Below are 23,874 nucleotides of genomic sequence, written 5' to 3' on the forward strand. Positions count from 1 at the left end.
TTTATAATATTTTTACATTAAATTCAATTAATTAAATATATTAAAAAACAACCATATCACAGTGTAGAAATTTTTGATTTTAGCTTGATAATGTTTAAAAAAGAATTTAATTATTTCAACCTTTTATCATTTGTATACTGGTCTAAATATTACCATGCAAAAAAATATTTCAAGCGACTCAGGCATGAATTCACAATATCTCAAATTGGAAAATATGCTGAACGCAATTGAATATCGTAGCCTTTGTTAAAAACCATTTTCCATAATAATCTGCCCTGGTACTCTATTGCGATGCATGCTATAGCCCATATTCAGCAGTGACTGAAATGTATCAGCTACCATGCTTGGATTGCCACATAGCATAAACCGAGTCTTTTCTGGAGTAAAATTAAGCTGTAAGCCCTTGGCTAGAGAACCATTTGACAATAATTGTGGTAAACGTTCATGCAGTGCACCTGTGACATTTTCACGGGTAACCACTGGTTGGTAGGATAATCTATCAACATATTCACCAACCAGCGGATGATGATTTAATTCTTTGATATAATTGCTAAAAATTAATTCATTTGCGTGAGAAACAGAATGCACCAGCCCGATTTGCTGAAAACGCTCCCACACCGATGGTTGTTGTAGCATAGACAGAAACGGTGCGATGCCGCTGCCGGTACTGAGCAGAACCAGTTGTTCACCATCGGTGAAGCGGCCGGGCAATAGAAAGCCAAATGCAGATTTATCAAGCAGGATGGTGTCTTCTGCTTTTAGCTGTGCCAGCCTTGCACTCATCGGCCCGTTTTCAATCAGTACCACAAAAAATTCTAATGTCTCAGCATATTCGGCTGAGACAATGGAATAGGCGCGCCAGATATATCCAGCGCCATCGCGAAAACCCAATCGCGCAAACTGGCCGGCACTGAAGCGATAAGCTTCGGGGCGGGTAATGGCAAAAGTCAGCAGTTTCGGGGTATGGTATTTTACCCACAGTACAGTTTCTTCGGTAAATTTGGCTTCAGCAGCCTGCATGCAGTTGTTCCTGTGTCGGCCACCAGTCAAGCGGCGGCGCTGTATTGTGTTAGAGTCTGATATCGATGTCCTGATATTTGCGGCTGATTTCGGTATTTTTGATTTCAATGCCGTCGCTTACTGCCCATTTACCATCGTTGATACGCTGGTATTGCAGGCTGAAGTCGCCATCGCCGATTTTATGCAGGGCAAAGGTTTCGCCCGCTGGAATATAAAAAGAGCGGATAGCGGTGAATTTTCCAGCGTGCAATTCGTATAATTGGGCAAATACCGGCGATTGCAAGGATGAGGCGTGCACGATGATGGTGTTATTACCGCGTTCACGCAAAACTGGATAACCGGATACATAGGCAGCCTTAAGCGGAAAAAGCTGTCCGTTGGGTGCTGTTAGCACTGGTGCGCCGGTCTGCGCCGGCGTATTTTCCGCAGGCGGATAGGCCAGTCGCCACCACACGCCACCCATGGCTATCAGAATCGCGATACCCACTATCCACATCCATCCATGGCCATGGTCGTGCAGGTCAACCACGTGGTCTTGATGATTGGGTAGCAAAACTGGCGGAGCAAACGGGGTCTGCTTTCGAGCCAGTAAGGCCGGTGACACATGTGCTTGCAGGCTCTGGCGCGCAATCCACACATCATGATGATGGCGTTTTTCTGGGTCCGAGAGCACGTTGTAGGCTTCGTTGATTTCAGCCATGCGCTGATGTGCCTGCGGATTATGCGGATTGCGGTCTGGATGGTATTTTTGAGACAAAGCCCGATAGGCGGCGCGAATCACTTCTGCAGACGCGCCGGGAGCTACATTTAATACGTCGTAGTAGTTGTGCACGGATTGTTCACTTACACTGGTTAAATCAAGGTATTGAGTGCATGGCTGATATCCTCCCAGATATCTTCGATATCTTCGATGCCGGCAGAAATACGCAGCAGACCTTCCCGAATACCTAATGCTTCTTTTACTTCTTTACTCATGCCGCTGTGCGACTGGCTGGAGCTGTGGTTAATTAAGCTTTCCACGCCACCAAGGCTAGCAGCCATGCGGATTAGGCGCAAGTTTTTAATTACGCTGTTGGCCGCTTCGCGGCTGTTCTGGCGTAAATAGATGGAGACTACTCCGCCGAAGCCATGCTTCATCTGTTTGCAAGCAATATCGTGATGTTCGTGTTCAGGCAGGCCGGGATAAAACACTTTTTCTACCGCCGGATGCAGCTTCAGCCGGCGCGCTAGCTCAGCTGCATTGGCCAGATGCCGATCCATGCGTACCACCAGAGTTTTGATACCGCGCAATACCAGCGCACAGTCCATTGGACCGGCCACGCCGCCGGTTTGAATACTCAGTGCTCGCAACTGCCGCGCATGTGCCTCATCTTTAACCACGACAATACCCATTAATACATCGGAATGTCCGCACAAATATTTGGTAGCAGAATGAAACACGATGTCTACACCTAGATTCAGCGGTTGCTGAACATAGGGAGTGCCAAAGGTATTGTCCATACCAACAATGGCTCCGGCTGCTTTGGCTTTCTCACACAGTGCAGCGATGTCTACCAGACGCAATAACGGGTTACTCGGAGTTTCTAGCCATACCATTTTGACTTTTGTTTGTGCCAATATGCTATCCAGATTGGCTGGATTAGTGAGGTCTGCAAAAATAACATTCACGCCCCATTGGGCATACACTTCTGTGAGTAGGTCGTAGGCACCACCATAAATATCGGCTACAGCCACAATAGTGTCACCTGGACGCAGAAAAGTACGCCACACGGCATCAATTCCGGCCATACCACTGGCGTAGGCAAAGCCAGCGCAACCATTTTCCAGCTCGGCTACCGTATCTTCTAACACCTGACGGGTAGGGTTGGAGATGCGTGCATAACGAAACGAAATATTTTCGCCGATTTCATGCAGGGCAAACATGCTATTTTGGTAAATAGGCGGCATTAAAGCACGGTTATGCTCTTCAGGCTGATAACTGGAATGAATGGTCTGTGTGGCAAATTTCATATTTTCTCCGCTGGGATAAGTCTTGGTTTTGTCGGTACCGCAGCAGGTACTGGCAAAATACCGGCTGCCGCGGGTGCTTAGTTTAGCATGCACCCTGCTTCTGAGGCAGCTTCACGTTGCCGAATACCTAATCCCGAGTGATTTGCTCGGAATTAAGCCATACAGTATAATTTTACGCCTTATGTGCCGCCAGTTTGGATGTTTTTATAGTATCTGGCGGGCAGATTTGACATTGTTTCAAGAGGAAAACCATCAGAATGGACACTATTGCCGATGTGCAAAGCAGTGTTGATAAACGCAATATGCCAATCAATCAGGTTGGAGTGAAGGGCTTACGGCTACCCCTATGTATTATGAGTGCGGCCGGTGAACAACACACAATAGCTGATTTAACCATGACAGTAGCGCTGCCAGCCGAGCAGAAGGGCACGCATATGTCTCGTTTTGTCGAGTTAATGCATTCGCAGCAAGTCAGCATTGATTTTGCGGCGCTCAAAGAGCTTACCGTGAGCATGTTGCAGAAGCTACAGGCAACGGCTGGTAAAATCAATATGCGTTTTCCTTTTTTTCGGCGCAAGCAGGCACCAGTGACGGCTATTTCCAGCCTGCTGGATTACGAAGTAAAGCTCTGTGGGGAGATCAAGGACGGTATTTATCAGCACACGTTGCAGGTAATGATTCCGGTAACTAGCTTATGCCCGTGTAGTAAGGAAATTTCGGCTTACGGTGCACATAATCAGCGCTCACATGTGACAGTTACACTACAATCCTGCGAAGCTGTGATGATTGAAGAAATCATTGATATGGTGGAGCAGCAGGGTTCCTGTCAATTATATGGTCTGCTGAAACGGCCGGATGAAAAATATGTAACTGAATACGCTTACGACAATCCGAAATTTGTTGAGGATATGGTACGTGATGTAGCTACGGCGCTTAAAGCCGACCCGCGCATTCAATCTTTTACCGTGGAAAGCGAAAATTTCGAATCTATTCACAATCACTCGGCCTATGCACTGATACAATACCCCTGATTTGATATCTCAACATTCAATCTTTATCCGTTTCTGTGTGGATAAACTTAGGAAACATAAGGGGAAGTGAATGGCTACCCCCGCCTGATTTTGCTGGTAGCCATTTACTGAGTTCGATGTTCTGGTTGGAATTAAACTGGCTACTGTGACATTTATGTATCACTCTTTTTCTCGCTTGCGTGTCTGCACGGATTTCCTACTGAAGCATTTGGTGCTGTTATCTGCGCTGCTATTGGTTCTGAGCCACGCTGGGCTGGCTGCCGGTAATAACGGTAGACTGTTGCCGCCGGAACAGGCTTTTGTGCCACAGTTAAATGTACATGATAATGAAATACGGGTACATTTTGTTATTGCAAATGGCTATTATTTATACCGCAATAAAATTCTAGCTACTACTGAGCCGGCGGGCGTGCTCGGTGCCGCTCAGTTTAACCAGTCGGGAAAACAGAAAGAGGATGAATTCTTTGGCAAGCAAGAGGTTTATTACCAACATACTGATGTGGTCTGGCGCTATAACAAAGGCACACAAACCGAACCATATCAGCTGACCTTATCCTATCAGGGCTGTGCTGAAGCTGGTATCTGTTATCCGCCAGTGGAAAATACTCTTACCATCAGCCGCACTGGCAAATATCATATTGTCCCCTCTTCTGCGTCTACTCAGCCGGAGCTGGATAGTTTTAGCAGCCCTCCTGCTATTGCTCCACCTCCAGACTGGTCTGGCAATTCGGGCAGTGACAGTCTGTTTCAGTTATCCCGGACAACCCTAATTACCAATTTAATGACGTTTTTCATTGCCGGCATGGGTTTGAGCCTGACGGCATGTATGTATCCATTGCTGCCGATTGTGTCGGCAATTGTCATGGGTTCGCGCCAGAAAACTACAAAATGGCGGGCATTTCTGCTGTCGTTTGTGTATGTGCAGGGGCTGGCTTTTACTTACACCGTGGTGGGTATTGTAACGGCACGTACCGGAGCTTTTCTCACCGGCTGGCTTCAACAGCCGGCAGTAGTGCTATCTGCAGCAGCAATATTGGTGATTCTGGCATTGTCGATGTTTGATTTATACAGTATTCAGCTACCCGCCAGCTGGCAGGCATATTTTCAACGCATCAGCAACCGTTTCCGTGGCGGTCATTTATTATCAGTACTGGTTATGGGGGCATTGTCGGCACTAATTATCGGTCCTTGTGTTGCACCGCCATTGGCTTTTGCGCTGGGCTATATTGGTCAGAGCGGTGATGCTGCTCTGGGAGGTATGGCACTGTATGTCATGGCACTGGGTACTGGTGTTCCACTGATTCTGATTTCCGTATTTGGCGTACATATCCTACCGCGTGCCGGAAACTGGATGACGTGTGTAAAATATTTATTCGGGTTGATGCTATTGGGCGCGGCCACTTATATTGCCACCCCGTTTCTAAACTACTATCTGGTGATCATCATTTATACCTTGCTGATGGTAGCACCGGCGTGTTATCTGGGCTGGCAGTGGTATTATGCCCCCAAACGCAGACGCTGGTTCACAGCACTGGCCGGCATACTATTTCTGACTGGTGGTATTTATTTTATGACAGCCAGCGTCATGCACCATGTCACCCCGCTCCATCGCTTTTTGACATTAACACCGCCAAACGGCCAGCATTTCGGAAGATATTTCACTAAGCCAATTCATTTGCGACAGGCCATGCAGGAGCTGTTTGATAAGGATCCAGACAAACCGGTAGTCGTGGATTTCTATGCCGACTGGTGCATTTCCTGTAAAGAAATGACAGCGTTTACTTTAAGTAATGCTGCGGTCAGAAGAGTAATTGAAGAAGATCGCTTCTTACAAATCGATGTTACCAACAATACACCAGCGCAACGACACATGTTGCAACAGTATGGCTTGTACGGACCACCGGGTCTATTTGTGGTACACAGTAACGGCTATCGCAGTAAACCCTTAATTGGCTATGTACCAGCACCGGAATTATTAAGCTGGTATGACAAACAAGTACAGAAAGCACAATAAATTAGCAGCCTCGCTGCAAATGCAGAGAGGCTGCCGCGCAGATAACAAACTGTATCGGCTATATCAAAGAAAAGTGTTTAGTCGTGATATTTGCGGTCGGCTACTTTTAGTGCTCTCCGAGCTAAAGCCAGATTGGCAGTTTTACGGTCGAGCACCATAAACATGAATACGCCTTTCACATTCTTCATCGGCCGCAGTAGGTAATACTGTTTGTGCAGACTGATGAGAATATCATCTATTGCATCTTCATTGCTTTCCTGTCCATAGAGGCGTGCAATAGCTTTTACCTCGGAACGTACAATTTCAGTATTGCCTGCAGAAAGAATGTCCAGATCCATGCCAGACGGGCTGACTCCATCTATAAACATTCCGCTTTCATAATCCACGACAGCACACGCCATGACACCTTTAGTTGCCGCCAGCTCATCAATGACGCCTTCAAATCTCACTGTGATATCCTTCTTCTGATGCCATACTTGCTTATGGCAGGGTATTTAATCATCTATTTTCCAATTTTTTCCCGCTTTTGACCAGCATTAACTATTTTTTTAACTAGAGGCTCTTTTCGATATTTATTTATCTTCATACAGATAGCCCAACCAGCCCTCAGTAGCAAATTCCAGTTCTGAATCAGATGCAAACCACCGTGCTACCGCTATAATAGCAATATTGAACAGGGGCGGAAGCTGTTATGCTGTATGTTTATCAATCCAATCACTTATCTGATTTAGCTGCACTTTTGGCCAGCGTGTATCAGCACACCGCCGAGTATTCAGCTTGGACTCCGACTGAAATTGTAGTTCAAAGTCAGGGCATGCGCCGCTACCTCAACCACTATCTGGCTCAGGAACACGGCATCGCAGCCAATCTGCATTTCAGCCTACCAGCTGCTTACATCTGGCAGTTAACTCATAAAGTTCTACCTGACACGCCCAGACTCAATCCTTTTCAGACAGATGTGCTGCGCTGGCGCCTATTCAGCCTGTTTCGTAGCAATGATTTACAGGGAGCACAATTATGCCTGACTGCCAAAGCATTGCAATCATACCTTGAAAGCAGTATACAGGCACCCTACCATCTTGCCGGCAAACTTGCAGATATGTTTGACCAATATTTAATTTATCGCAATGATTGGATAAATAATTGGCAAAAAAAAGAATTAGTTGGTCTTGGAGAAGATGAGGACTGGCAGGCAGAATTATGGTATTGGCTAAGCAAAGAAACCAATTTCCCCAATCGTGCTGGCCTAATGCAAGATTTTTTGTCACAGCTGCGAGAAGAACACCTACCGAAACGTATTTTTGTTTTTGGCATTGCCACTCTGGCACCAGTCTATCTACACGCTTTGCAGATAATGGCACAGCACACTGATGTACATGTGTTTGCAGTGAATCCATGTGCCGAATACTGGGGCAATGTCCTTTCTGCTGATTTACTGCTCGAGCATCAGCAAGCTGATTCAAGTATGGTCGGCCATCCACTACTCGCCAGTCTGGGAAAACAGGGGCGTGATTTTTTTGATGCACTCAATGATTTAGGCGAAGTGGTGTACATGCCACCAGTTTATGCAGAATGCGGCGACACTGCCGACAGCCTGCTACACCGGCTACAAAACGATATTCAGTGTCTGCACCATCCCAAACAGACCGACCCACCTTATGTACAGCAAGCTTATGATAATTCTATACAGATTGTGTCTGCACACTCCTGCTTACGTGAGCTGCAAATTCTGAAAGAGCAGCTGATGCAGGATTTAGCCACACATCCAGAGTGGCAGCCACAAGACATTGCCGTACTCACTCCGCATATCGAGCCTTATTTACCGTTCATTCATGCGGTATTTGGTCAGACTCAGGGCAACACCCCTGCACTGCCCTACAATATTGCTGATGTAAAAATCAGCTTGCAAGAGCCATTACTGCAATTGCTGGAAAAACTCTTGCAACTTATGCAAAGCCGCTTCGACATCGAAAGCATACAGCCCTTATTAGACGAATCACCGCTGCGCGCACGTTTCGATTTAAGTGACAGCGACGTGGAACTAATTAGCCGTGTCTGGCGAGAACAAGGTGTTCGCTGGGGCATAGACACAGATATGCGCCATAAATATGGCGGTGAAAGCAAACTTTTTACTTGGCAGCAAGCACGAGAACGAACTGTACTAGGCTGGCTGCTGCCAGACGATAAACGCACTGCCCTGTGGCAGCAACAATTGCCATGGTTTGGCGATGTTGGCCAGACAGAGATTTTAGCTCGGGGACAACAGTTAATTGATTGTCTGATTAAGCACCACAGTTGCTGGCAAAGCGCTGCCAGCATCAGCGATTGGATTGCCCGCACACGCCTGCTCCTGCACGATGTAGCCGATGCGGATTCTCTGGCTGGTCAAGCCATGCAGCAACTGGAAACCAGCCTTGGCGAATGGCAGGCACAAGCAGAGCTGGCACAATTTGAGTGTCTAATTGAGCCAGAAATCGCCATAGAGCATTTACAGAACTATCTATCCGGTACTCGTCAGGCCGGCTTTTTACGGGGTGGCATCACCTTTTGCAGTATGGTGCCGATGCGCAGTCTACCCTTTCGTTGCATTTGCCTACTTGGACTAAACGACGGAGACTATCCGCGTACCACTAAATCCGCTGTTTTCGATTTGATTGCCCGCCATCCACGCCGAGGCGACCGTGCCCGCCGAAATGACGACCGCTATCTGTTTCTCGAATCCATTTTGAGCGCAGGCGAAAAACTTTATCTGTCGTACATAGGTAAAGATATACGTAAAAACGAAGAGCTGGCTCCCTCTGCCCTACTGCATGAGCTAATAGATGTACTGTCGGCTATGACCGGCTGCAACCCGTTGCAGTTTAATCAGCAACATATCATTCGCCATCCATTACAACCGTTTTCCTATCGATATTTTAACGGAGACCTGAATAGCAGCCGCTCTGATTATGCCGAAGCTTTGAATCAAAAAATGGTCAAGCCACTGCCATTTTATGCAGCCACAGAAGAAGGCGAACCACAACCACAAGAAATTGATATTGAAACGTTTATCCGTTTCTGGCGCAATCCGGTACGCCATTGGCTACAACAACAATTGCAATGGCAGGCACCGTATCAAGAAGCACCAGTCAGCGCCGCAGAACCATTTGCCATTGAAAACAGCGCCCTAATCTATAGTGCTTACACGCGCGCGCGCCAGCAGCATCTGGATTTTAACGACGTGGATGCAGCATTGGCGGTCAGCGGACTGGTGCCAGAAGGCGCGCTTGGTTTAGTTGTCAGCCAGACTTTACGCACCCAAACACTCGCTCTGGATGGTGAAATACTGTTTAGCCCCGCTGTAGCCGATATCGTTTTCGTTTTCAATCATCAACAGCTACAACTCAGTGGCAACATCAGCCATATACACCAGTGCGGACAATTACTCGAGCGCACTCAGGCGCCCACCGCACCAGATAACATTGAATTGTACCTGCGCCATTTACTTTTTTGCGCCTGCGCCACTGAGTTTAAACAGGATACCTACGAGCTATACCCGCCCCAGCCTCGCAAGCTAGCCGCACTAAGCCGGCCGGATGCACAGGCGCAGCTGGCCTTATGGCTGGATTATTACCAGCTTGGGCAATACCGGCCACTGCCATTTTTTCCGAAAACCAGTCTCAGTGCCGCCCGCTGCTGGTATAAGCGCCGACAAAAAGCAAACACCCTACCAGAATATGGCTCGGAAGAACGAAGCGCAGCTTTTAAAATGTATATGGACAGCCACAACGGCAAACCGCAGGCCGAATATCCCGAAGTAGCCCAAGTATTCGGCCGTGACGAAACCCTGCCGATTGACAGCCCGCTGTTTTGGCAGCTGATTGAAGAACTACTGCTGCCAATGATGGCCGCGCTGGAAACTGCCGAAAAAGAACAATGAGCCAAGCCTTAAACCCCATTACCATGCCTTTAAACGGCAGCAGCCTCATAGAAGCTTCTGCCGGTACCGGCAAAACTTTCAACATCGCCGCACTGTTTGCACGGCTGGTATTGCTGGAACACATGCCGGTAGATGCCATACTGGTGGTGACCTTCACCAAAGCCGCCACAGCCGAACTAAAAACCCGCCTGCGGATACGCCTCAATCAAGCTCTGGCCTTACTGCAAAACACTCTGCCCGCCGAACAAAACGATCCGGTACTGCAACAACTCATTGACTATGCGCGCGCTCAGGAAGACGAAACGAGTCTGATACTGCGCCTACAGGCAGCGATTACCCAATTCGACCGCGCCGCCGTCTACACTATTCACGGCTTCTGTCAGCGCGTACTCACTGACTACGCCTTTTTGTGCCAGACACCGTTTGATACTGAAACCATCGAAACCGACCCTGAACTATTGTGCCGGTTTGCCGAAGATTTCTGGCGCCGGCAAGTCAGCAATAACAACAACCTGGCTGAGCTTGCGGTAACCTACAAACTAACACCGGCACGCCTAATGCGTGAAATGGGTCGTTATTGTGGCATAGCCGATATCCAGTTGCGTCAGCCGCCGGCTGTAAACAAAGATGCCATCCATGCATGTTGGCAGCAGACCTGGCACACTGTCTGTACGCGCTTTGCTCATATTCAGGATGCATTCTGGCAATTACAGCCACAACTCAACGGCAATATTTATCGCACCAGCAGCTACCAACAACTTTTCTGCGACCTACAATCAGCTCTGGAAAGTGTAGCCAGCATACCAATCTTTTCCACAGCGACACTAGAAAGATGTGCCAAACTGGCTACCGACCAACTGCACGAAAAAACCAGAAAAGGACAAACTCTAAACGATGTACTGGTAGCGGAAGTAGCGGTATTAGCCGAGTTGGCCGCTGCCTTCAGTGCCTTGCAAGCAGCAGACACCAGTGTTGTTCTGCAATTACAGCTGGATTGCTTCAATTACGTAAAACAGTGTCTGAGCGAACATCGGCGCCACAGCCATCAGCGCAGCTACGACGACCTTCTTGCCGACGTTGGTATGGCACTATCTACAGAAAATCCCATGGCCTCTGCACTGGCTGCCGCATTAGCACAAACATGGCAAATAGCACTTGTAGACGAATGCCAAGACACCGACCCGCTGCAATACAAAATATTCAAAACCGCTTTCGCCGAGCAAAATCGACCACTGATTATGGTTGGCGATCCCAAACAAGCTATTTATCGTTTTCGCGGTGCCGACATTCATGCCTATCTACGTGCTGCCGCCGATACTCCGCCGCAACAACGCTACACCCTCACCACCAATTACCGCAGCCATCAGGCACTCATACAGGCAATCGGGCATCTCTTCAATGGCAAACAGCTGCCATTTGTGCTGGAAGGTATCGATTACCCACCGGTACAAGCACAGGCGCTTGAAAGCCGCCTGCATAGCAGACTGAACAAAACAGTCGTACCTGCCGTGGTCGTACGCTGGCTACCAGAACAAATTGAGCTCAACAGCAAAGGCGAAGAGCTTATCCCAAATAAAGACAGTTTGCGTGTACGTGCAGCAGAATGCTGTGCCCACGAAATAGCCAGCCTGATTAATCAAGGCAGACGAGATGAACTATTACTCAATACTCGGCCATTACAGGCAGGCGACATCGCCGTACTGGTACATTCCCACAACGAGGGCAGCATGATTGCCAGTGCCCTTAAACGCTGCGGTATCATGAGTGTGTCACTGGGTAATCAGTCCGTATTTGCCAGTACCGAAGCACAGGCTGTACTGGCGTTGCTCCGTTTTTGGCTGCAACCACAACGTACCGAAATTTTGCGCTTTATTCTTGGCGGCATACTGTATAACCAAACAGCGGCACAACTGGCACAACTGAACGAAAACGAAAACGACCTCAGCGAATGGATACAACTGGCACAGCAAACCCGCGAGCTATGGCAGCAGTACGGGATTTATAGCGCCATGCAGTGGTTTGCCGGCCACACCAGCATGGAAACGAACCTGCTTAGCCAGCGCAATGAACGCAGCCTGACCAATCTGTGGCAACTCACTGAATTACTTGCCGACGCCGAACAAACCCTGCCCACCGCCACCGCCTTGCTCGACTGGCTAGCCAGTGCCATCGACAACGAACGGCCGGCCGCTGAAAACAGCCTGCTGCGGCTGGAAAGCGACGAAGCATTGGTTAAAATTGTTACCATGCATGCCTCCAAAGGGCTAGAATATCCTGTCGTATTCTGTCCTTTTGTTTGGGACGGCAAAGAGGCCATCAACAATCAGGAAAATTGGCAGCGCTTGCATCAGCAGGATAAGACAGAACTGATTGCCAGCAGCCTTCTTAGCGACACTGACTGCACAGAATTGATACGCGAAAGCATGGCCGAACGTTTGCGCCTGTATTACGTAGCTTTCACCCGTGCCCGTGAACAACTCATTCTCTATACAGCCGCCTGCAACAACACCGCCAGCAACCCTATGGCATGGTTACTGGACGGGCAGCCCGACGGCACACTTGAACAATCACTACAGTTTTGGCAACAAACCCATAAAAAAAATCTCTCCAGCACCCTGCATGCAGCATGGCAAAAACGATTAGCCGGCTGCAGCACATCCATGTTTCACTGGTGCGAAGGCAGTGTTGCGCCTACCGTTGCGGATGAAGCAGCAGCGCCAAAGCAACCCTATCGCGCCCTGACCCTGCCACCACGAGAATTTCAGACTGTACGCTATACCAGCTTCACCAGCTTAAGCCGCCACGAATACCGTCACCACGAACACAGCCTCGAAGAAGAAAAACTGGCACCAGCACTCGATCAGGCGGAAATATTGTCACAGCCTGCAACCCCCGCCGCTGAAGCCGAAACCGCCCTATTGGCATTTGAACGTGGCATCAATGCCGGCTTGTGCCTGCATGCCATACTAGAACAGACTGAATTTAGCCAGCCAGCCAACAGTGACGAACAAGAACAAATACTTGCCTGTCTCGCCCGCTACGGTTTCGATAATACCCATGCCGCTACCATGCAGGAACTCAGCGATGCCGTACGCCACTGCCCCTTGTCCGCACAGACCACCATAGCAAGCCTGCCCATCACACAGCGCGTTGCCGAAATGAATTTCATGCTACACGTCGACGACTTTAATATCGCAGATTTACAACAGTGGTTTGCCCAAGCACCCGGCCTGCCTGAATGCTGTGTTCAGGCAGCTCAAGAGCTAGACTTTGCCACCGTCAGCGGCTATATCAACGGCGCCATCGACCTAATGGGCGAAGATATTAACGGGCAAGTATATGTAATTGATTACAAATCTAACCATCTGGGCAACCGCCTTGACGACTATACCCAGGCAAACATGGACACCGCTATCGCCAGACATCATTACTATTTACAGGCACTCATCTACAGCATCGCCTGCGCCCGATTTCTGCACAGCCACGGCCAGCTGCCGACCACCATCAGCGTACGATATCTGTTTCTGCGCGGCCTTAATCCGCTCAATCAGCATGGCATCTGGCAGTGGGATATCGATACCAGTACCCTGAAGCCATGGCTGCCAGCACATGACAAAGCAAAATAGCTGCGGTATATTGAACGTAACTGCCGTAAATTCGCTAAGGAAGCAACAGCATGCTAAATAAACCCGAAGAATTCATCATGGCCATTCTCGCCGGCATCTGGGTAGTGATCACCTTTATTATCTGCCGCTATCTGCAACTGCCAACAGATACTGGTTTGCTCGTCACCACCTTGACACTGGTGTGGGCACTGGTGTTTTTTCTGCTATGGCAACGCGCACGCACGCGCAACATATGGCCATTATTTTTGGGTTTACTGGTAATGTGCTGGTGGCGAGCCATTCACCACGGCTCAAGCGAAATCATGCTCAATAGTGATGGCAGCACAACCAAATTGGTACATTGGTACGGCAGCTGGACAGCACTCATTATCTACGCCCTGATTCCGGTTATTGCCGGCTATGCTTTTAAATGGTGGCAGCATAAACAGCAACGCCCGCAGCCTAGCGTTTAAATTTCTATTCGCATCACGCCTATCGTGCGGCAAAACCATAGTTTTGCCGCAAACTCATTTAAGCAAGATAGACCGCTTCCCCACTGTCCAAACCCTGCCATCAAAAAAACAACAGCCTGTCACACACATCAGCTCCCAAAATCCATATTCTTACTTAATCGGGTAAAATTCCGGAAATCAGACTGGATAACCGGTCACCAGCCACTAAAATCACTACATCTACCACTACTACAGAACACCATCAGCCCAAACCATGTCCCAAACCGTACACAATTTGCAGCAACGCCGTCGATTAGACCGCATGCGCCTACTGGCTACCAGCCTACTGTTTGCTGCCTGCGTCTTATTTGTGTTCAGTTGTCTGTGGCAGCAGCACTATCCGGCACTCGCTTACCTGAAAGCATTCGCAGAAGCAGCCATGGTAGGTGCACTGGCAGACTGGTTTGCTGTCACTGCGCTTTTCCGCCATCCACTCGGTCTGCCCATTCCTCACACCGCCATTCTGCCGCAAAAGCAAAATAAAATTGCCGACGAGCTCGCACGCTTTATCGAAAACAATTTTTTGCAAGACAAAGCCATCGCCAGCCGCATTTATCGCCAGCATCCGGCCACCAGCGCATTAAAATGGCTGGTCAATACAGACAACCAACAGCAATGGTTGCCCATCCTTACTCGTCAGATTCCTCTCCTATTACGCACCGCTACCGCTAGCGATGTATCCCGATTCATCAGCCAACTGCTAAATACACAGTACAGCGGTGCCCGCATAGGTAAAACACTGGCCAACATTCTACTGCTAATCAATAAACAAGGAATCGACTCTATTCTCCTGCGTGCTCTATTACAACAAGTGCGCTGCTGGTTACAAAACGAACAGACACGAGCCCAGCTGGAAAAAAGTCTGCTGTCATGGGTAGGCAGAATTGAAAAAAGCGATCCATCCACATGGGACAAACTCAAAGCCTCCCTTAAAACCACCCTCACTGCACAGATAGATGATTGGGTAGCCGGCAAAGCCCTCAACTGGGCTGATTCCTATATAGACGCTGTACTGGCCAATCCACAACATGTATTCTGGCGTGCCAGTCGCAAACAACTGCTCATCATCGAGCGGCAGTTACGCCGCAACCGCCGCTGGCATCGCCAACTGGCCACCAGCCGGCAGCAATTACTACAATCGGCCGCCTTACAGCAAAGCATCAAAGATTTATGGGATAGCTTCGTCGGCTGGAGTGAGCAGGACATCACTCAACATAACTCTTGGTGGCAGCAACAGCTCATCCGCCTGTGTAGCCATATGCAACAGCAAGCCAGCCAGTATCCACAATTTATGCGCCGGCTCGACACCCGCATCACACTATGTGCACGCCATTTCATCCAGCAGTACAAAAATCGCGTCAGCCAGTTTATCGCAGACAAAGTAAAAAGCTGGGACAGCCGGCAGATGGTAGATAAACTCGAGCTAAGTGTTGGCCGCGATTTACAATTCATCCGCATCAACGGCACATTGGTGGGCGGATGTATCGGTCTCATCATCTACGTACTATCACAATGGTTAAGTCACTAAAAAATTAGAGCACATTAACCTGTCCGCCTAAACAAATGATTTTAATGTTTAAAGATTTGTTTGTATTGATTAAGATATAATAAGCCACATCCATACCTGCATCTGGACAGACTCACCCCATGTATATTCCCTCCCGCTTTCTTGTTTTTCTTGCACTGTCCTGCATCCTCGTCAAAGCGCAGGCTCAGCCCCAGCCAGTTAATTCAGATCCTCATACCGCCGAACTAAGTCCCATTGTGGTTGTTGCTTCAAAGCAAAATGCACCCGGTATCGAAATTATCGACCCCAAAACCGCCCTTCAGCCCCTACCGGCACAGGATGGTGCCGACTTACTCAAATCCGTAGCCGGGATGAGTGTTACCCGCAAAGGCGGTAGCTCCGGCGACCCTTTGCTGCGCGGACTTGGCGGTTCGCGCCTGCTCATTACTGCCGACGACCAGTTTGTACTCGGTGGCTGCCCGGGACGCATGGATCCGCCCACATCCTATCTCTTTCCGGCCAGTTACGACCGCGTAATCATCACCAAAGGCCCTCAAGCCGTTAATCAGGGACCGGGTATGATCACTGGTTCAGTCCGATTCATGCGTGACGAAAAACCACTAACACAGCCCACGGCCAAACTCGATAGCGCCCTTACCAAAGGCTCATTTGGCCGTAGCGATGCCTACATAGACAGCACACTAGGCAACCAGTACGGCTGGCTTCGACTCAACGCCAGCCACAACGAATCAAAAGACTACAAAGATGGTAATGGTGACACCGTTCATTCGGCTTTCAAGCGCAACAACCAAATAGTTCAGGGTGCCCTCACACCTTTCACCGATACCTTGCTTGCCGTACAGTACGAACACAGCACCGGCCATGCCCGCTATGCCGACCGGTCAATGGACGGTACCCAATTTAACCGCCGTGGCTGGTCAATGAAACTACGTCAGCAAAACATCACTGACTGGCTAAGCCAGATACAGTTTGAATACGGCCGCAGCAAAATTGATCATGTCATGGACAACTTCAGCCTGCGTACTACTCCACCAATGAAAATGAATGGCGGCATGGGTATGGGCATGAAAACGGGTACAGGCATGAACGGAATGGACAGTACGCATCAAGCAGCCATGCCGGTACGGCGCATGTATTCAGTAATGAATCCAGGACGTGAAATTAAATCAGCCAAACTGTCGGCACAGATAGAGCTTGGCAACACCCACAGCGAAATTGGCGCAGACTGGCAGAGTGACGAAGTCAGCTCACGCCCGATGATGATGAGCACCGACAAACATCAGGCAGAAAACTTCACCAGATGGCCGTTTGAATGGAATCAGACTTATAAACGCCATGGTGTCTACGTGCAAAGCGAATGGAATTTCGACGAAAACAATAGCCTCTACGGTGGTCTGCGTCACGACTGGACCAATACCCAGTTCAACCCTAAGAAAAATACCATTGCCCCAAATTATCTACATCAACATGAAGGCCTAAACGCAGGCTTCATGCGTTTGCAACACCGTGGTGACAGATTCACCAGCTATATTGGCTATGGTCAGGCCGAGCGTGCCCCCGATTACTGGGAACGCAGCAAAACAAATGGTGCAAAACTGCACAAAGAAACCAACCACGAAATCGACGCTGGCCTCAGCTATCAAGGCAGCAGCATCACCAGCTCCATCGACATCTTCGCTAGCAGAATCAATGATTTCATATTGATTGAAAGCATAAATAGCAAAAATTATGCCCGCCAGATTAATGCCCGTCGCTATGGCTTCGAAGCCAAAACCAACTGGCAGTTTGCCCCACACTGGAATCTTGGTGGCAGTCTGGCTTATACCTACGCCAGCAACCGCAGCGACAAACGGCCACTGGCACAAACCCCACCATTAGAATGGCGCACGTACCTCAACTGGGAAAACGAACACTTCAGCGCCGGTGCCCTTTGGCGTTTAGCTGCCAGCCAGCATCGCTATGCCAAAAATCAGGGCAACATCGTCGGTATGGATTTAGGCCGCAGCAATGGTTTCGGTACCCTTGCTCTCAATGCAGGCTGGAAACCCAACAAGCACGCTCTCCTACAAATCGGCATCGACAACCTCTTCAACAAAACCTATGCCGAAGCTGTCAACAAATCTGCCTACGATTTCGACACCTATTCCGTACAGGAACGCCGCGTCAACGAACCTGGCCGTACCCTTTGGGCACGGGCTCAGATACGCTTCTGATACATTGCCAGCCCACATACAAAAACCCCGGATATCCGAGGTTTTCAATCAACAGAATACACGCCAGCGCATCAGCGCAACAACTTCTGCTGCTGGCGTAAATGCCAATATTGCTGCTGCTGTTTAGGCGTCAGAATCTGATAAATATCGTGTTCCCGTTTCAGCTGTAAAAAATCATAATCAGCACGAGCCTGTTGCTGCTGCGCCCATATCTGCTGTTCCTGTGCAATCATATTCTTAGCCTTAGCATCATCAAAACGTTTGCCAGTAACCAGATTTCTACGCAGCTGCTGAAGATTAGACAATGTCTGCCGATTTTCATTACTCATCAACGGACGCTGACTAGCATATTGATGATCAATTTTCTGCACCAGCGCCTTCTGTTGCGTACTCAAATTCAACTGCGGCAAAATTGAATGCGTATTCACCCACCCTTTTACCGGTGCATGTTCTTGAACCACTACAGTTTCAGTCATCACCGCAGTGGGCACCTCCGTTGCGGGTGCTGCAAAAGCAGCGATACTCAAAGAAGACAAAGCAGCCAGCGTTACTACACGGGTAAAACTTTTCATAACACAACTCCTTATTATTTCAGTTAACAATGCACCACAGCATCACATTCTTATATCATCAACAGTATTTCATAAACCAGCGTAAAAACAGGAATATAAATGCAATTAATAAGTAAACAATACTATTATAGCGCCATCAGAAAAAAAACAGCACCCGCATTACAGGTGCTGTTGAATCAAACGGCCAGAATTATTTCTTATCCGGCAGCGCATAAGCAATTACATAATCGCCTACATCCGTAGCATGGCTGGTGCCACCAGCTGAAATCACTACATATTCCTTACCTGTTTTCGGCGAAACATAAATCAGCGGGGCAGCCACCGAACCCACCGGCAGACGCGCTTTCCACACTTCCTTACCTGTTTTCGCATCCAGAGCACGCAGATAATAATCCTGCGTACCAGCAAAGAACACCAGACCAGAAGCTGTAGCCGTAGGACCGCCCAAAGTAGGCATACCAATCGGCATTTGCTGATGCGTCTTAATACCCAGCGGACCAGTATCCTGCACCGTACCCAAAGGTACCTGCCATACCAGCTGCTTAGTGGTTAAATCAATAGCACTCATTGTACCGAACGGAGGCTGCTGACACGGCACACCCAGTGGAGACTGCAGAATATCAATCTTCACCCCACCATAAATACCTGCCACCTGCGGCCGGATTGTACCCATAAAGCCAGGTACTTCATCAGTGGATACCTTATACTGCTTAGCCTGCTCACGGGTGACCAACTGCATACGCAGCGCCATGCGCATATCATTAACAAACATTAGATTGCGCGATTCATCAATCGAAATACCGCCCCAGTTCATACCACCCAATAGACTAGGCCATTCAATATAGGGTTGCGCACCCGGTGGCGTGAAACGGCCTTTGTATACCGATTTCTTAAACAAAATACGGCAATACAGCTGGTCAAACGGCGTAATACCCCACATCCGTTGCTCAGTCAGCGTTTCATTTCCGATACTCGGCATACCTACCGAATCCGGCTGCGTAGTCGCCAGACGCTCACCTTCTGCAGCCGGAGCAGTCGGTACAGGCCGTTCCACTACCTTAGTCACAAACTCACCATTGCGACGGTCAATCACAAAAATCTGACCGGTCTTAGTAGTCTGAATCAGAGCAGGAACTTTCTGTCCTTTATCATTAGTCACATCATACAACACCGGCTGAGAAGGCAGATCATAGTCCCACACATCATGGTGAATCAGCTGTCGCACCCAGCGCAGCTTACCCGTGCTGGCATCTAGAGCCACCACAGCCGCACCGAATTTTTCTTTAATGTGATTGCGGTCACCGCCCCAGTAATCCGGAGGGCCATTACCAGTTGGTAAGTAAACTTGATTCAGTTCCTTATCATAAGTAGGAATAGTCCATACATTTGGCGTTTCTAAAGTATAGTTCTGACCAGGTTTAGCTAAACCATCCGGTTTACCGATATCCCAAGTCCACACCAGCTTACCGTCACGCACATCAAACGCACGCACCGCACCGGAAGGCTCACCATGCACGATATCACGTACCCAGCCGCCAACCACCGTCAGATGCCCCATCATTACCGGTACCGAAGTTGGGTGATAGCGCTTACTGTTTTCAGTCGGCCCCATATACGTTTTCAGGTCCACATAGCCTTTATTACCGAAACCTGGGCACAACGTTCCTTTATCCGCATCCAGCGTAAATAAACGCGCATCAACAGTAGAAACCACAATACGGCGGCGGCATACAGGCTCAGTATAGGCTGCTTTCTCTGCTGTAGTCAGACTTTCGTCCTTATCCATATCATAATAGCCAACACCGCGACAGGTCACATGTTCGGCTGTACGCGCTTTCGGGTCAAAGCGCCAGATCAGCTTACCCGTATCCGCATCAATGGCCGAAACCAGATTTTCCGGCGTACACGAATACAGCTTGTCACCAATCTGCAACGGCGTATTTTCATCCACACCAATTGCCTTGCCACTGGTACGGCGGCCGGTATGGAACGTCCATGCCACCTGTAGATTACGTACATTATCCGGATTAATTTGGGTATAAGGCGCAAAACGTGTCCCATGCTGATTACGGCCAAAAAATGCCCAATCAGCTGGATTACGCGCACTTACCTGAGCAGCAGCTGCATTCTCGCTAATGGCGACCTGATTACGAATCTCACCATGAGGAAAATATGCCGCAATCAGCGTAGCCAGCAACGCTAGGAAAATAACTGCTCCGCCCCAATTGTAGAAACGGCGCGCCCCAGTCGAAACACCAGAATAACCACTGCCTGACCAGAAAGTCATCATCAGCAGCAGAGCCGGCACCACCAGTCGCGACAATAGCGGCCAGAAAGTCAGCTCCGGCGCATCAACCAATGCCCAGATAAACGTTGCCACAAAAATCAGCAGTGAAACTAAAGCCATACAAGACTTACGCTTAGCTACCAGCACCGCCAGCACCAGATAAGCAATACCGGCCAGCAGATAATACATGGATCCGCCCTGCATCAGCAGCACAATCCCGCCATAGCCCAGCGCCAGACCACTTGCCAGTAAAATCAATACCAGCAGCCAGCGAGGTAAACAACGCCAGCAACCACCTGAAGAACCAGACATCAACTACTCCTAACCTGAAGTGTGTGAATAAAAATTGCCACCCAACACGCAAAGCTTCCACCCTGCCCGTCAGCCAGCAATCAATACCAATATTTGAAATAATTATTTATAAATCAATGAAATTAAATGACTTAAACAAACAAAATTAAAATAAAATTAACAAAACAGCATTATTATTAACTTGAAAATAAGCCATTGTCAAAAAATTAACATTCAGGCTATAGTTGATAAGTAAAAACAGACCAAGCAAAAAATTAAAAAAGTGCGCATTTTGAAAAAAATTCTGCTTTCTGCCTGCGTCGGCACTCATTCAAATCCAAACAAATCCATAATCTCATTCTTTATCATCACATCAGAGTAGTCCTAACAGCCGGACTTACGGCCATAAAAAAAGCGAAACCGCTATTAGTAGCGGTTTCGCCATCATCATAGATACCAGAGCAGTACCGGCAGAATTATTCCAACCTACACACGGGCAGTTAACGCAGCCACAGCTGGCAAAGTCTTACCCTCCAAAAACTCCAAAAATGCACCACCACCAGTACTGATATAACTAATATCATCCTTGACACCAAACTGAGCAATCGCCGCCAGCGTATCGCCGCCACCGGCAATTGAAAAAGCTTCACTAGCCGCAATTGCCTCAGCCAGCACCTCAGTACCATGCGCAAACGAAGCAAACTCAAACACCCCTACTGGGCCGTTCCAAACAATTGTTCTGGCCGATTTGAGCATCTGTGCCAGCCTTTGTGCCGACTGCGGGCCAATATCCAAAATCATATCATCCGCCGCCACATCTGCCACATTTTTGATTTCAGCCGGCGCATCTGCCGCAAAGCGTTTTGCCACTACAACATCAGTGGGTAGCGGAATATCCCCGCCCTTAGCCGCAATTTTGTCCAGAATCTGCCGCGCACTGTTTACTAGCTCCGATTCCGCCAGCGACTGTCCCACTGGCAAGCCTTGTGCCAGCAAAAAAGTATTGGCAATCCCACCGCCAACAATCAAATGGTCCACTTTATCAGCCAAACTCTCCAGAATCGTCAGTTTAGTCGATACCTTACTGCCACCCACAATCGCAACAACCGGTGTTTGGGGATTTTGCAACGCTTGTGACAGCGCATCTAGCTCAGCAGTCAACAGCATACCAGCACAGGCCATACCCGCCACCGCGGCTACCGCTACAGTAGAAGCTTCAGCTCGGTGTGCCGTCCCAAACGCATCATTTACATACACATCACCCAGCGCAGCATAAGCCGCAGCCAGAGCTGAGTCATTTTCTTTTTCACCAACATTCAGGCGCACATTAGGCAGCATCACCACCTCTCCCGCCTGTAACTGTGGTTTATGCTCACGCCAATCTTCCACTACCCTGACTTCTTGCCCCAGCAGCTCGCCTAGACGTTGTGCTACCGGCGCCACACTGTCTTCCGGCTTCGGTGCTCCAGCTTTCGGACGCCCCAGATGCGTCAATACCACCACAGCAGCCCCTTGCTGCAAACAAAAACGGATTGAAGCCAGCGAAGCACGAATGCGCGTATCATCTGCAATCACACCATCCTTTACCGGCACATTCATATCCACCCGAATAACAACAGTCTTGCCCGACACATTCTGGTCAGCCAACTTTTTAAACAACATGGTAGAGTTCCCGAAACAAAAATCGCCGACAAAATCGCCTTACCATTCAAAACCGCCCGACGACCACCTCATCAGCGCAACAAACACATAAAAATAGTTATCAAACACAAAAAACTTGAAAAACTTTGAATTATCTTATAATTTAAATTCAGGGTAAAGTCAGAACCGGATAAAACCGAAAGCACATATACCCTTAATATAGTTAATACCATTATCAACCCAGCACATAAGCATACTCAACAGGATAACATCATGACCCTTGCCTACTGGTGTGTTTTCATAGCCATGCTACTGCCATGGATTACCGCCTTTTATGCAAAAAAAAGCGGTGGTTTCATTGCCGACGACAATCATCAACCGCGCGCATTTCTGGCTAGAGCGTATGGCAAAGCTGCTCGCGCCAATGCAGCGCAACAGAATGGTTACGAAATTTTTGCCCCCTTTGCCGCTGCGGTTATCATAGCTCATGCCACTGGCAAGGCTGCTCAGCTCACTATTAATTACTGGAGCGTTCTATTCATACTCAGCCGGCTAGGTTACCTATATTGCTACATCAAAGATAAACCCTTTGCCCGCTCCTGCATTTGGGGAGTAGGCGTCGTGTGCATCATCTCCTTATATATCGCTTCCATCTAAAAGTGTAGTCAGTAGCAATATAAAAACATAACCAAAGCCTACAGACAGCAGTAGTCAGACATAAAGCCTAACAGCTGCCGTCTACTACACTTTACATCTTCTATCGGAGTCCATACATGGCAAATCACACTGCTTCATGTTTGTGTGGAAAAATTACTTTTTCCCTTGAACTGGAAAATTATTCCATGAGTGCCTGCCACTGCCATACCTGCCGCCAATGGAATGCTGGTCCATTAATGACCATCATGCATACTGGCAAAATTCACTTTCACAACAAAGAGCTGATTACTCATTATCAATCATCAGAATGGGCAGAACGGGCATTCTGTTCAGCATGCGGCACCCATCTTTACTACCGATTAAAACACAGCGGCCAATATTACATAGCTGCATGGATTTTCAAACCACCCCTGCCACTGGACTTCAACCTACAAGTGTATATAGACAACAAACCTGACTGCTACACCTTCGCCAATCAAACCCAAAACATGACAGAAGCCGACATTCTGCAAATGATTGAAGATAAAAATTAAAATACCAAGTTACACCATATCAACTGGTATAGTTTCTGACA

The 23,874-nt window shown here is 48.5% G+C and carries 16 protein-coding genes; 9 read left to right on the forward strand and 7 right to left on the reverse strand.

From position 1 onward, the window contains the following. Positions 1-246: 246 nt before the first annotated feature. From J3U75_RS08250 to J3U75_RS08260, 3 genes are read right to left on the reverse strand one after another with little or no spacing between them, the layout of a single operon-like run. A complete protein-coding gene (locus J3U75_RS08250; RefSeq protein ID WP_267391465.1) occupies positions 247-1,020 on the reverse strand; it encodes a ferredoxin--NADP reductase in 774 nt (257 codons plus the stop codon). A 49-nt stretch (positions 1,021-1,069) separates the two neighbouring features. After that, a complete protein-coding gene (locus tag J3U75_RS08255) occupies positions 1,070-1,852 on the reverse strand; it encodes a J domain-containing protein (RefSeq protein WP_267391466.1) in 783 nt (260 codons plus the stop codon). A gap of 20 nt (positions 1,853-1,872) precedes the next feature. Beyond that, positions 1,873-3,030, reverse strand: a complete 1,158-nt coding sequence (locus J3U75_RS08260) for a trans-sulfuration enzyme family protein (RefSeq protein WP_267391467.1) — start codon at positions 3,028-3,030, stop codon at positions 1,873-1,875. A 257-nt stretch (positions 3,031-3,287) separates the two neighbouring features. Here J3U75_RS08260 and folE2 point away from each other — a divergent pair, with 257 nt between their 5' ends. Both folE2 and dsbD read left to right on the forward strand, forming a co-directional pair. Beyond that, entirely contained in the window at positions 3,288-4,061 is a 774-nt protein-coding gene (gene folE2 / locus J3U75_RS08265; RefSeq protein ID WP_267391468.1) for a GTP cyclohydrolase FolE2, read from the forward strand. Between the two features lie 154 nt (positions 4,062-4,215). Next, complete coding sequence (gene dsbD, locus J3U75_RS08270) at positions 4,216-6,075, forward strand: protein-disulfide reductase DsbD (RefSeq protein WP_267391469.1); 1,860 nt, start codon at positions 4,216-4,218, stop codon at positions 6,073-6,075. A gap of 77 nt (positions 6,076-6,152) precedes the next feature. Here the strand turns inward: dsbD and J3U75_RS08275 are convergent, their stop codons facing one another. After that, entirely contained in the window at positions 6,153-6,524 is a 372-nt protein-coding gene (locus J3U75_RS08275; protein WP_257377951.1) for a hypothetical protein, read from the reverse strand. A gap of 242 nt (positions 6,525-6,766) precedes the next feature. On the opposite strand from J3U75_RS08275, the gene recC reads away from it, so the two are divergent. The 5 genes from recC to J3U75_RS08300 all read left to right on the forward strand — a co-directional run bounded on the left by recC (position 6,767) and on the right by J3U75_RS08300 (position 17,852). Beyond that, complete coding sequence (gene recC / locus J3U75_RS08280; protein WP_267391470.1) at positions 6,767-9,994, forward strand: exodeoxyribonuclease V subunit gamma; 3,228 nt, start codon at positions 6,767-6,769, stop codon at positions 9,992-9,994. Continuing rightward, on the forward strand, positions 9,991-13,620 hold the full coding sequence (gene recB, locus J3U75_RS08285) for an exodeoxyribonuclease V subunit beta (RefSeq protein ID WP_267391471.1): 3,630 nt from the start codon (positions 9,991-9,993) through the stop codon (positions 13,618-13,620). Before recC ends, recB begins: the two co-directional genes overlap by 4 nt. Positions 13,621-13,670: 50 nt before the next feature. Continuing rightward, positions 13,671-14,072, forward strand: a complete 402-nt coding sequence (locus J3U75_RS08290; protein WP_267391472.1) for a hypothetical protein — start codon at positions 13,671-13,673, stop codon at positions 14,070-14,072. Positions 14,073-14,325: 253 nt separating this feature from the next. Continuing rightward, entirely contained in the window at positions 14,326-15,639 is a 1,314-nt protein-coding gene (locus tag J3U75_RS08295) for a DUF445 domain-containing protein (RefSeq protein ID WP_267391473.1), read from the forward strand. A 119-nt stretch (positions 15,640-15,758) separates the two neighbouring features. Continuing rightward, positions 15,759-17,852, forward strand: a complete 2,094-nt coding sequence (locus tag J3U75_RS08300; RefSeq protein WP_267391474.1) for a TonB-dependent receptor domain-containing protein — start codon at positions 15,759-15,761, stop codon at positions 17,850-17,852. Positions 17,853-17,923: 71 nt separating this feature from the next. Here the strand turns inward: J3U75_RS08300 and J3U75_RS08305 are convergent, their stop codons facing one another. The 3 genes from J3U75_RS08305 to J3U75_RS08315 form a co-directional block, all read right to left on the reverse strand. Next, a complete protein-coding gene (locus J3U75_RS08305; protein WP_267391475.1) occupies positions 17,924-18,424 on the reverse strand; it encodes a Spy/CpxP family protein refolding chaperone in 501 nt (166 codons plus the stop codon). Between the two features lie 190 nt (positions 18,425-18,614). Then, positions 18,615-21,023, reverse strand: a complete 2,409-nt coding sequence (locus tag J3U75_RS08310) for a membrane-bound PQQ-dependent dehydrogenase, glucose/quinate/shikimate family (RefSeq protein WP_267391476.1) — start codon at positions 21,021-21,023, stop codon at positions 18,615-18,617. A 465-nt stretch (positions 21,024-21,488) separates the two neighbouring features. Next, positions 21,489-22,664, reverse strand: a complete 1,176-nt coding sequence (locus J3U75_RS08315) for a phosphoglycerate kinase (protein ID WP_267391477.1) — start codon at positions 22,662-22,664, stop codon at positions 21,489-21,491. Positions 22,665-22,916: 252 nt separating this feature from the next. On the opposite strand from J3U75_RS08315, the gene J3U75_RS08320 reads away from it, so the two are divergent. Beyond that, complete coding sequence (locus tag J3U75_RS08320) at positions 22,917-23,300, forward strand: MAPEG family protein (RefSeq protein ID WP_267391478.1); 384 nt, start codon at positions 22,917-22,919, stop codon at positions 23,298-23,300. A gap of 116 nt (positions 23,301-23,416) precedes the next feature. Beyond that, positions 23,417-23,833 carry a GFA family protein gene (locus J3U75_RS08325; RefSeq protein WP_267391479.1) on the forward strand — a complete coding sequence of 139 codons (417 nt, stop codon included), beginning with the start codon at positions 23,417-23,419 and terminating at the stop codon, positions 23,831-23,833. Positions 23,834-23,874: the final 41 nt, after the last annotated feature.

The organism is Snodgrassella sp. B3088, from assembly GCF_026535815.1.
GTDB lineage: Bacteria > Pseudomonadota > Gammaproteobacteria > Burkholderiales > Neisseriaceae > Snodgrassella > Snodgrassella alvi_E.

Bases quoted from the DNA above. Each gene is read 5' to 3' on its own strand.
- J3U75_RS08250 (WP_267391465.1), bottom strand. From the start codon at position 1,020: ATGCAGGCTGCTGAAGCCAAATTTACCGAAGAAACTGTACTGTGGGTA.
- J3U75_RS08260 (WP_267391467.1), bottom strand. From the start codon at position 3,030: ATGAAATTTGCCACACAGACCATTCATTCCAGTTATCAGCCTGAAGAG.
- folE2 (WP_267391468.1), top strand. From the start codon at position 3,288: ATGGACACTATTGCCGATGTGCAAAGCAGTGTTGATAAACGCAATATG.
- dsbD (WP_267391469.1), top strand. From the start codon at position 4,216: ATGTATCACTCTTTTTCTCGCTTGCGTGTCTGCACGGATTTCCTACTG.
- recC (WP_267391470.1), top strand. From the start codon at position 6,767: ATGCTGTATGTTTATCAATCCAATCACTTATCTGATTTAGCTGCACTT.
- recB (WP_267391471.1), top strand. From the start codon at position 9,991: ATGAGCCAAGCCTTAAACCCCATTACCATGCCTTTAAACGGCAGCAGC.
- J3U75_RS08290 (WP_267391472.1), top strand. From the start codon at position 13,671: ATGCTAAATAAACCCGAAGAATTCATCATGGCCATTCTCGCCGGCATC.
- J3U75_RS08295 (WP_267391473.1), top strand. From the start codon at position 14,326: ATGTCCCAAACCGTACACAATTTGCAGCAACGCCGTCGATTAGACCGC.
- J3U75_RS08300 (WP_267391474.1), top strand. From the start codon at position 15,759: ATGTATATTCCCTCCCGCTTTCTTGTTTTTCTTGCACTGTCCTGCATC.
- J3U75_RS08305 (WP_267391475.1), bottom strand. From the start codon at position 18,424: ATGAAAAGTTTTACCCGTGTAGTAACGCTGGCTGCTTTGTCTTCTTTG.
- J3U75_RS08310 (WP_267391476.1), bottom strand. From the start codon at position 21,023: ATGTCTGGTTCTTCAGGTGGTTGCTGGCGTTGTTTACCTCGCTGGCTG.
- J3U75_RS08315 (WP_267391477.1), bottom strand. From the start codon at position 22,664: ATGTTGTTTAAAAAGTTGGCTGACCAGAATGTGTCGGGCAAGACTGTT.
- J3U75_RS08320 (WP_267391478.1), top strand. From the start codon at position 22,917: ATGACCCTTGCCTACTGGTGTGTTTTCATAGCCATGCTACTGCCATGG.
- J3U75_RS08325 (WP_267391479.1), top strand. From the start codon at position 23,417: ATGGCAAATCACACTGCTTCATGTTTGTGTGGAAAAATTACTTTTTCC.